Consider the following 9,623-nt stretch of genomic DNA (forward strand, 5'->3'; position numbering starts at 1 on the left):
GCGGCAGCAGCTCGTAGCTCCAGGCGATGGTGCTCGCGAGGGTCTGCTGCCGCTTCGGCCCGGCCGCGCGCTTGGACTGCGGCAGGTCGAGCCCGTCGTCGAGGCGGGACCGCACGGCCGCGACGCCGAGCAGCTTGAGCCGGGCGGCGGCGATCTCGACCGCCAATGGCAGGCCGTCCAGCCGGCGGCAGATCGCGGCGACGTCCGCGGCGTTCGACGCGTCGAGCGCGAAGTCGGGCCGCACCAGCCGCGCGCGCTGCACGAACAGGCTGACCGCCCCGGCTCCTGCGACGTCCGACACGCTGCGGGCCCGCCGCCGCGGCAGGGTCAGCGGGGGCACGGCGTGCTCCTGCTCGCCGTCCAGGTGCAGCGGCCGGCGCGAGGTCGCGACGACCCGGCAGCCGGTGGCCTCGCGCAGCAGCCGGTCGACGACCTTGGGCGCGTCGTCGAGCTGCTCGAGGTTGTCGAGCACGAGCAAGGTGCGCGCGCCGGCCAGGTGCTCGACCACGGCGTCGCCCGCCACGCCGTCGGTCGAGACGCCGAGGGTCTCGGCCAGGCGCGACCACATGACGTCGGCGCTGCGGGCGGTCTCGAGCGGCACGAAGTACACGCCGTCCGGGAACAGCGGCTCGACCCGCTCGGCCACCGCGAGCGCCAGCCGGGTCTTGCCGCTGCCGCCCGGACCGGTGAGCGTCGTCAGCCGGCCGTCACGGCTCAGCACCGCGTCGGCGACCTCGGCCAGCTCGGCGTCGCGGCCGACGAGGGACGAGGTCTGCGCCGGCAGGTTGGAGCGCGCGCCGAGGGTGCGCAGCGGGGGGAAGGCGTCGTCGAGGCCGGGTGCGGCCAGCTGGTAGAGCCGCTCCGACCCGGGCAGGTCCTTGAGCCGGTGCTCGCCCAGGTCGAGCAGGCGGACGTCGTCCGGCAGCGCGCCCTCGACCAGCTGGTGGGTCGCGGCCGAGACGACGACCTGGCCGCCGTGCGCGCAGCTGGCCACGCGCGCGGCCCGGTGGACGTCCATGCCGACGTAGCCGTCCTCGTGCCGCCGCGGCTCGCCCGTGTGCACGCCCATGCGCACCCGCACGCTCGCGCCGTCCGGCCATGCCGTCGTCGCGAGGGCCAGCTGGGCCGCGAGCGCCGCCCGCACGCAGGCCGTGGCCGAGGCGAAGACGACGAAGAAGCTGTCGCCCTCGGTGCCCATCTCGACGCCCTGCTCGGCCGTGAAGGCGGTGCGCAGCAGCTCGCGCTGCAGCGTCAGCACACCGGCGTACCGGTCGGCGGTGAGCCGGTGCAGCAGCGACGTCGACCCCTCGATGTCGGTGAACAGCATGGTCACCGTGCCGGTGGGCAGGTCCGCCATGCGCGCCTCCAGCGGGGTGCGGCGGTGGGTCAGGCCCCATGGAACCGCGACCGACCCGCCCCCGTCACGCGATTAGGGCGAGGTCACTCGATGCCGGCGGTGGCGTCGAGGTGCTGGAGCAGCTCGTGCGCGGCCAGCTCGACCTTCTTGTGCCGCCACTCCGCCGCCCGGTAGACGCACGCGATCAGCCCGCTGCGGTGCACCCGCCGCAGGTCGCCGGCGACGAACGCGTAGCGGGCCTTGGTCTCGTCGTTGGCGCCCTCGGTGAGGCCGAGGTGCCACGCGGCGTACTCGTCCCACGAGTGCCGCTCGAGGTAGGCGTTCTGCGCCTCGGCGTCGGGCTGCACGTCGCCCCAGTCGCTGTCGAGGACGTACTGCTTCTTCTCGATGAGCTCGCGCACATGCCGCACGGCGTCCGGGTTGACCTGGTACGTGGCCATGACGTCATCGTGCCGCGCCCGCGCGAGGCCTGCTCGTTCACCTGCCGTTCATCTGGCGGCCCCACCATCGGGCCATGGCCCTCTCCCCGCCCGACATCGGCGCCGACCGACCGAGCCTGCGACCCGACCTGGCGGACGTCGTCACCGCCGTCCACAAGGACTTCGACGAGCGCGTGGGGCCGCGCCAGGTCGACGAGGTGCTCGACGAGGTCGCGTCCCGGTTCGACCAGGCACCCGTGCGCGCCTTCGTCCCGCTGCTGGTGCAGCGCTACACCCGCGAGACGCTGCTCTCGCGCGAGCCCGCGGTCGACCTGCGCGAGGAGCCGGCGACCGCCGTCGTCGCCTGAGGTCCTGGCCAGTCAGCCTCGTCGGCCGATGACGGGTTGGCCAGGCATGTCGTAGCCCGGGTCCCACGGGAACCGGTAGGCCGGGTCGGGCACCACGAGCTGCAGCGCCGCGACCGGGCCGTCGACCCCGTAGAGCCGGTTGGCCAGCAGCAGGTGCTCGGACGAGTCGTCGACCTCCACCACGACGGGGTCGTACCCGTCGGCGAGGAGCTCGGAAACCGCCGAGCCCGGCGGCGGGACCTCCTGCGACCCGTTCACCAACCGGTTCGCCAGGTCGTTCAGCACGTGGACCGACACCGAGTACGGCAGCCCGAACACGACCAGCTCTGGCAGACCGTGCGGCGTCAGGCCCACCGTGTAGCAGAACGACGGCTCGTCAGCGCCGCCAGCGACCCCCTGCACCATCCACCCGAACTGCTCAATCTTCTCCAGCGCGTCGAGGGTGATCCGGTCGCGCACCGCGTCGTCGTCCATGCCATCCATCCTGCCGAGCACGGACGACCGTCCGCTCTCGTCGTCCACAGGTAACCCTGACGCCTGCGCGCGATCGTGCACTTTCTGCGGCGTGGGCGGGGTCGGCCGAGCACGGGCGAGGCCGGCCCGGGAGCAGATGGTGCAGGATCGCGTGCGGGCGTGAGCAGTCCATGACAGGTTTCGCCGGGCGAGCGGGCAGTCGCAGCACGGCCTCTCGGGCAGGAACCGGGAATGGTGTCGCGGACTGCACGGTCACCTTCGCCGAGAACGACGAAACCCCCGGACCGTGAAGGTCTCGGGGGTTTCGGGTGAGGGGTGCGCGAGGGGGGATTTGAACCCCCACGCCCTTTCGGACACTGGCACCTGAAGCCAGCGCGTCTGCCGTTCCGCCACTCGCGCATGAACCTCGGTGGCCCGCGAGGGCCCCGAAGTTCGCCGCCAAGGCTAGCACGCGCAGGCGGGCCGACCGTCCACGGCTAGGATCGCTGCAGGGCCGCCGGACCGCGCGGATGCTGCGTGCTGCCCGGCGACCGAGACCACGACCCAGAGCACGACCAAGACCACGACCGCGAGGGAGGTGCCGCATGGGGGTGTTCGACCGCTTCGAGAAGGGGCTGGAGCGCGCCGTCAACGGTGCCTTCGCCAAGGCCTTCCGCTCGGAGGTCCAGCCCGTCGAGATCGCGAGCGCCCTGCGCCGCGCGGCCGACGAGCGGGCGGCCGTCGTCGGACGCGGCCGCACGCTGGTGCCGAACGCCTTCGTCGTCGAGCTCGGCTCCACCGACCACGACCGCCTCTACGACTACGCCGACGCGCTGTCCGACGAGTTCGCCGCCAACCTGCGCGCGCACGCCGAGCAGCAGGGGTACGCGTTCGTCGGCCCGGTGACCGTCGAGTTCGAGGAGGTCCCCGACCTCGACACCGGCGTCTTCCGGGTGCGCAGCGCCACGGTCAAGGGCCGCCAGGTCGAGCGCGGTCCCGCCCCGGCCCCGATCCCGCGCGACCCCGAGACCCCGGCGCCGCACGTGCTCGCGGCCCAGCGCGAGGCCCAGGCCCGCCGCCAGGAGCGCAGCGCCACGGCCGCGATCGCCGAGCAGAAGCCGAGCCGTCGCCCGTGGCTCGACATCGACGGCCACGCCTACCCGCTGGTCGCCAGCACCACGGTGATCGGCCGCGGCGACGAGGCCGACGTCGTGCTCGACGACCCCGGCGTCAGCCGCCGGCACGCCGAGATCCGGGTCACCGCCGACGGCCCGCACCTGGTGGCGACCCTGCGCGATCTCGGCTCCACCAACGGCACCTTCGTCGACGCCGAGCGGGTCGGCTCGCGCCAGCTGGTCGAGGGCGCCGCGATCACCGTGGGCCGCACCCGTGCCGTCTACCGCAGCGGAGAGCGATGAGCGAGCTCACCGTCACCGTCGTCCGCCTCGGGCTGCTGGCTCTGCTGTGGGTGTTCGTCTTCTCGGTGGTCGGCGTGCTGCGGGGCGACCTGTTCGGCACCAAGGTCACCGCGCGGCCGACGACCCCGCCGGCACCTCGCCCGGCTCCCGCGAAGGCCGCACCCGCCCCGCGCCGCGACCGCCGTCGTCCCGCGCACCTGCTCGTCACCGAGGGACCGCTCAAGGGCACCACGATCACCCTGGGCCAGCAGTCGGTGCTGATCGGCCGCAACCCCGAGTCGACGCTGGTGCTCACCGACGACTACGCGTCCGGCCGGCACGCGCGGATCTACCCCGAGAACGGCGACTGGTTCGTCGAGGACCTCGGCTCGACCAACGGCACGTACGTCGGCAACCAACGGCTGAGCCAGCCGCTGAAGCTGGACGTCGGCACGACGCTCAAGATCGGCACCACCGTCCTCGAAGCCCGGCGGTGACCCGCGATGGCCATCGCGCTGCGCTACGCGGCCCGCTCCGACATCGGGCTGGGCCGCTACACCAACAACCAGGACTCGGGCTACGCCGGTCCGCACCTGCTCGCGGTCTGCGACGGCATGGGCGGGCACGCGGCCGGTGACGTCGCGAGCTCGGTCGCGCTCGGCCGGCTGGTCGAGCTGGACGGCGACTCCCCCGGCGCGGACGCCCTGACCGAGCTCGAGCAGGCGCTGCGCGCGGCCAACGCCGAGCTGCACCAGCGGGTGCTCGACGACCCCGCGCTGCAGGGCATGGGGACGACGACCACGGCGATGGTGCTGCACGGCAGCCGGGTCGCGCTGGCCCACATCGGCGACTCGCGGTGCTACCTGCTGCGCGACGGCGAGCTGACCCGCCTGACTCACGACCACACCTTCGTGCAGTCGCTCGTCGACGAGGGGCGCATCACCGAGGAGGAGGCCGACCGCCACCCGCAGCGCTCGGTCATCACCCGGGTGCTCACCGGCGACCCGGACGACGAGCCCGACCTGTCGGTGCGCGAGACCGCGGTCGGTGACCGCTTCGTCCTGTGCTCCGACGGGCTTACCGGCGTCGTCCGCGACGAGACGCTCGGCGAGGTGCTGGCCGAGCACGACGACCCGGGCCGCTGCGCCGAGGCGCTCGTCGACCTCGCCCTGCGCGGCGGCGGCGCCGACAACATCACGTGCGTCGTGGCCCACGTGGTCGACCCGGCCGAGGCCGCCGCGGGCACGGCCCCCGAGGTGGTGGGCTCGGCCGCCGTCCGGGGCACCGTCCCCACCAGCGCCCCCGCCACGACGCCGGCCGCCAAGGCCGCCGCGCTCGACCGCCCGCCGGTCGAGCCCGTCGTCGACGAGCACCCGGCGGTCGGCCCGCCCGCCAGCGGCCGCCGCTGGACCCTGCGCCTGCTCGCCGCCGTCGTCGTCGCCGCGGTGCTGTGCGCCGGCGGGTACGCCGCGTACGCGTGGAGCCAGCAGCAGTACTACGTCGGCGCCGACGGCACGGACGTCGCGATCTACCGCGGTCTGCCGCAGGACATCGGACCGCTGAAGATGTCGCACGTCTACGAGAAGCAGGACGTCGCGCTGGCCGAGCTGCCCGAGTACACGGCCGAGCAGGTGCGTTCGAGCATCACGGTCGACGGCCTGCCCGCGGCGCGCGACAAGGTCGCCGAGCTGCGCAGCCAGGTCTGCACCACCACCACGCCGGCGCCGACGTCCACGGCCATGACGTCCCCGACGACCTCTCCGACCACGTCGCCAACCGCTGCCGGCTCGGCCCCCAGCGCGACGACGTCCGGCACCACGCCCAGCCCCACCACGCCCAGCCCCGCCACGACGCCCGCCGACCCGGGCACGGGGTGCGGGAGCGCCGGCTGATGTCGACCGTCACGACCCTGGTGCCCCGCACGCGCCGCGGCGTCGAGCTGGTGCTGCTCGTCTTCGCGGTGCTCATCGTGCTGACCGCGTACGCCAACGTCGGCATCGCGGTCGACGGCACGCTGCCGCCGAGCCTGCTCAGCTACGGGCTCGGCCTGATCGTGCTGGTCGGCGCCGTGCACCTGCTGCTGCGCTGGAAGGCCGCCTACGCCGACCCTGTGCTGCTGCCGATCGCGACGGTGCTCAACGGCCTCGGGCTCGTGATGATCCACCGCCTCGACCTCGCCAACCACCGCTCCGGCGGCGGCATGGCGGCGCGGCAGCTGATCTGGATGACGGTCGGCGTCGTGCTGTGCCTGGCGATCCTGTGGCTGCTGCGCGACCACCGCCGGCTGCAGCGGTTCACCTACACCGCCATGGCCGTCGGTCTGGGGCTGCTGCTGCTGCCGCTGCTCCCGGTGCTGGGCAAGAACATCAACGGGTCGCGCATCTGGATCGGCGTCGGCCCGCTGTCGTTCCAGCCCGGCGAGCTGGCCAAGATCCTGCTGGCGATGTTCTTCGCCGGGTACCTGGTCAACACCCGCGACTCGCTCGCGCTGGTCGGACGCCGGTACCTCGGCCTGTCGCTGCCCCGCGCCCGCGACCTCGGCCCGATCATCGTGGCCTGGCTCGCCAGCCTGGGCGTGCTGGTGTTCGAGCGCGACCTCGGCTCGTCGCTGCTCTTCTTCGGGCTCTTCGTCGCGATGCTCTACGTCGCCACCGAGCGCAAGAGCTGGCTGGCCATCGGCCTGGTGCTCTTCGTCGCCGGCTCCTACCTCGCCTACCTGCTGTTCGGCCACGTGCAGCGGCGCGTGCTGCTGTGGCTGGATCCCTTCTCCACCAAGGCGTTGGAGGTCAGCGACCAGCTGGTGCGCGGCCTGTTCGGCATGGCCAACGGCGGGTTGCTGGGCACCGGCCTCGGGCGCGGCCGCCCCGACCTGACCTACTACGCCGAGAGCGACTTCATCGTGCCGTCGTTCGGCGAGGAGCTCGGCCTGGTGGGCCTGTTCGCGCTGCTGCTGCTCTACGTGCTGATGGTCGAGCGCGGCCTGCGCACCGCCATCGGCGTCCGCGACGGCTACGGCAAGCTGCTCGCCACCGGGCTCTCGTTCACGGTGGCGCTGCAGTGCTTCGTCGTCGTCGGCGGCGTCACGCGGATCATCCCGCTCACCGGTCTGACGATGCCGTTCCTGTCCGCCGGCGGCTCGTCGCTGGTGGCGAACTGGGCGATCCTCGGGCTGCTGCTGCGCATCAGCGACCAGGCCCGTCGTCCGGCACCGGCGATCGACCCCGCCAACCTGGCGACGGACGACGCTCCCACCGAGGTGGTGAGGCTGCCGTGAACGCCCCCATCCGCCGCCTCGCCGCCCTCGTGCTCGTGCTCTTCGGCTCGCTGCTGCTGTCGTCGACGTACATCCAGTTCGTGCAGGCGTCCTCGTTGCGCGACAAGCCCGGCAACCGCCGCACGCTGCTCGAGAACTACAGCCGCCAGCGCGGTCCGATCCTCGTCGATGGCTCGCCCGTGGCGCGGTCGGTCGCGAGCGACGACGACCTCAAGTACGTGCGTCGGTACTCCCAGCCCGAGCTCTACTCGCACCTGACGGGCTACTACTCGTTCGTGTACGGCGCGGGCTCCGGCATCGAGCGCAGCGAGAGCCCGCTGCTGTCGGGCTCGTCCGACGCGCTGGTCTTCCGCCGGCTGGTCGACCTCGTCACCGGGCGCGAGCCGCAGGGCGCCTCGGTCGAGCTGACCATCGACCCCGCCGCGCAGAAGGCGGCCGACCAGGCGCTGGGCGACCAGCGCGGCGCCGTCGTCGCGCTCGACCCCAAGACCGGCGCGGTGCTGGCGATGGTCAGCCACCCGACGTACGACCCGAACCGCCTGTCGGGCCACGACCTCGGCGCGGTCGAGCGTGCGTACAAGAGCCTGAACGCCGACGAGGACGACCCGCTGGTCAACCGCGCCACCAGCGCGCTGTACCCGCCCGGCTCGACGTTCAAGCTCATCACCTCGGCCGCCGCGCTCTCCAGCGGCCAGTACGACGAGAACTCCGAGGTGCCCGGCCCGGCGTCCCTCGACCTGCCGCAGACCACCACCGACCTGCCCAACGACTTCGCGGGTCCGTGCGGCCCGAACGGCAAGGTCGACCTGACGACGGCCCTCGAGATCTCGTGCAACACCGCCTTCGGCTACCTCGGCCTGCAGCTCGGCGGCGACGCGCTGCGCGCGCAGGCCCAGAAGTTCGGCTTCGGCGACCGGATCAACGCGCCCATGCCGGTGACGGCGAGCGTCGTGCCCGAGGGCATGAACCCGCCGCAGAGCGCGCAGTCGGCCATCGGCCAGTACGACGTGCGGGTCACGCCGCTGCAGATGGCGATGGTGGCCGCGGCGATCGCCAACGACGGCGTCGTCATGAACCCCTACGCGGTCAAGACGGTGCGCAGCCCCGACCTCGACGTCATCGAGCAGGGCAAGCCGCAGGAGCTCAGCCGCGCGGTGACGGCGGACGTCGCCGACCAGCTGACCCGGATGATGCAGAAGGTCGTCGAGTCCGGCACGGGTACGCGCGCGCAGATCACAGGAGTCTCGGTGGCAGGCAAGACCGGTACGGCCCAGCACGGCAAGGGGCTGCCGCCGCACGCGTGGTTCACCGCGTTCGCGCCGGCTGACGAGCCGAAGGTCGCCGTGGCGGTCGTCGTCGAGGACGGCGGCCAGGCGGGCAACGAGGCGTTCGGCGGCAAGGTCGCCGCCCCGATCGCCAAGGCCGTGATGGAGGCGGTGCTGCGATGAGCGCCGTCCACCCCGAGCCCGGCCTGCGCCTCGGCGACCGCTACGTCCTGACCGAGCGGATCGCCGGCGGCGGCATGGGCGAGGTCTGGCGCGCGCTCGACGACGTCCTGGGCCGCGAGGTCGCGGTCAAGCTGCTGCGCCGCGAGTACGCGGACGACGAGGCCTTCCTCACCCGGTTCCGCGCCGAGGCCCGGCACGCGGCCTCGCTGTCGCACCCCGGCATCGCGTCGGTGTACGACTACGGCGAGGTCGAGGGCGTGGCGTACCTGGTCATGGAGCTCGTCGACGGCGAACCGCTGTCAGCCCGGCTGGCCCGCGAGGGCGCGCTGCCGGCCGCCGTGGCCGTGCCGCTGCTGCAGCAGGCCGCCGCCGCGCTGCAGGCCGCGCACGACGGCGGGCTCGTGCACCGCGACGTCAAGCCGGCCAACCTGCTGCTCACCGCCGACGACCAGGTCAAGATCACCGACTTCGGCATCGCGCGGGCCGGCGACCAGGCGCCGATCACCCGCACCGGCGAGGTCATGGGCACGGCGCAGTACCTCTCGCCCGAGCAGGCGCTCGGCCAGGCCGCGACGCCGTCGAGCGACGTCTACGCGCTCGGGGTCGTGGCCTACGAGGCGCTGGCCGGACGTCGTCCCTTCGACGCCGACTCGATGGTGGCCACCGCGATGGCGCAGGTCAACGACGCGCCCGCCCCGCTGCCGCCGCAGGTCCCGGCGCCCGTCGCGGCCGTCGTGATGATGGCGCTGGAGAAGGACGCCGCCCGTCGTCCGGCCAGCGCGGCCGCGCTCGGGGCCGCCTTCGGCGAGGCGTTGGCGGGCATCGCGCCCACCGGTGTCCCGGCCGCGGCGGCGCCCGCTGCCGACGCCACCCAGGCCCTGTCGCCGGCCGACGCCGCGCTGCTCGC

Annotated in this window: 10 protein-coding genes and 1 tRNA gene; 7 read left to right on the forward strand and 4 right to left on the reverse strand. The window is 73.6% G+C overall.

The features are described from left to right. Window positions 1–1,357: adenylate/guanylate cyclase domain-containing protein (locus tag ACYVJ4_RS15875; protein WP_460461113.1), on the reverse strand; the 1,357-nt coding region annotated here is incomplete at its 3' end. 83 nt (window positions 1,358–1,440) lie between these two features. After that, the gene (locus ACYVJ4_RS15880) at window positions 1,441–1,797 is read right to left on the reverse strand and encodes a hypothetical protein (RefSeq protein WP_460461114.1); all 357 of its coding nucleotides are present in this window, start codon (window positions 1,795–1,797) and stop codon (window positions 1,441–1,443) included. Between the two features lie 74 nt (window positions 1,798–1,871). Here ACYVJ4_RS15880 and ACYVJ4_RS15885 point away from each other — a divergent pair, with 74 nt between their 5' ends. Then, complete coding sequence (locus ACYVJ4_RS15885) at window positions 1,872–2,144, forward strand: three-helix bundle dimerization domain-containing protein (protein WP_460461115.1); 273 nt, start codon at window positions 1,872–1,874, stop codon at window positions 2,142–2,144. Window positions 2,145–2,156: 12 nt separating this feature from the next. Here the strand turns inward: ACYVJ4_RS15885 and ACYVJ4_RS15890 are convergent, their stop codons facing one another. Continuing rightward, complete coding sequence (locus tag ACYVJ4_RS15890; RefSeq protein WP_460461116.1) at window positions 2,157–2,618, reverse strand: DUF4262 domain-containing protein; 462 nt, start codon at window positions 2,616–2,618, stop codon at window positions 2,157–2,159. Window positions 2,619–2,934: 316 nt separating this feature from the next. Then, a tRNA-Leu gene (locus ACYVJ4_RS15895) sits at window positions 2,935–3,017 on the reverse strand. Between the two features lie 185 nt (window positions 3,018–3,202). Between ACYVJ4_RS15895 and ACYVJ4_RS15900 the strand changes: the two genes are divergently transcribed. The 6 genes from ACYVJ4_RS15900 to ACYVJ4_RS15925 all read left to right on the forward strand — a co-directional run. Beyond that, on the forward strand, window positions 3,203–4,015 hold the full coding sequence (locus tag ACYVJ4_RS15900) for an FhaA domain-containing protein (protein WP_460461117.1): 813 nt from the start codon (window positions 3,203–3,205) through the stop codon (window positions 4,013–4,015). After that, entirely contained in the window at window positions 4,012–4,491 is a 480-nt protein-coding gene (locus tag ACYVJ4_RS15905; RefSeq protein ID WP_460461118.1) for an FHA domain-containing protein FhaB/FipA, read from the forward strand. The genes ACYVJ4_RS15900 and ACYVJ4_RS15905 overlap by 4 nt, the downstream gene beginning before the upstream one ends. Window positions 4,492–4,497: 6 nt before the next feature. Beyond that, the gene (locus ACYVJ4_RS15910) at window positions 4,498–5,886 is read left to right on the forward strand and encodes a PP2C family protein-serine/threonine phosphatase (RefSeq protein ID WP_460461119.1); all 1,389 of its coding nucleotides are present in this window, start codon (window positions 4,498–4,500) and stop codon (window positions 5,884–5,886) included. After that, window positions 5,886–7,268, forward strand: coding sequence for an FtsW/RodA/SpoVE family cell cycle protein (locus ACYVJ4_RS15915; RefSeq protein WP_460461120.1), 1,383 nt, complete (start codon window positions 5,886–5,888; stop codon window positions 7,266–7,268). Before ACYVJ4_RS15910 ends, ACYVJ4_RS15915 begins: the two co-directional genes overlap by 1 nt. Then, the gene (locus ACYVJ4_RS15920; RefSeq protein WP_460461121.1) at window positions 7,265–8,716 is read left to right on the forward strand and encodes a peptidoglycan D,D-transpeptidase FtsI family protein; all 1,452 of its coding nucleotides are present in this window, start codon (window positions 7,265–7,267) and stop codon (window positions 8,714–8,716) included. Before ACYVJ4_RS15915 ends, ACYVJ4_RS15920 begins: the two co-directional genes overlap by 4 nt. Further along, window positions 8,713–9,623 (forward strand): serine/threonine-protein kinase (locus tag ACYVJ4_RS15925; RefSeq protein ID WP_460461122.1); only part of this gene is annotated, 911 nt, incomplete at its 3' end. The genes ACYVJ4_RS15920 and ACYVJ4_RS15925, both read left to right, overlap by 4 nt.

The organism is Angustibacter peucedani, assembly GCF_054779595.1.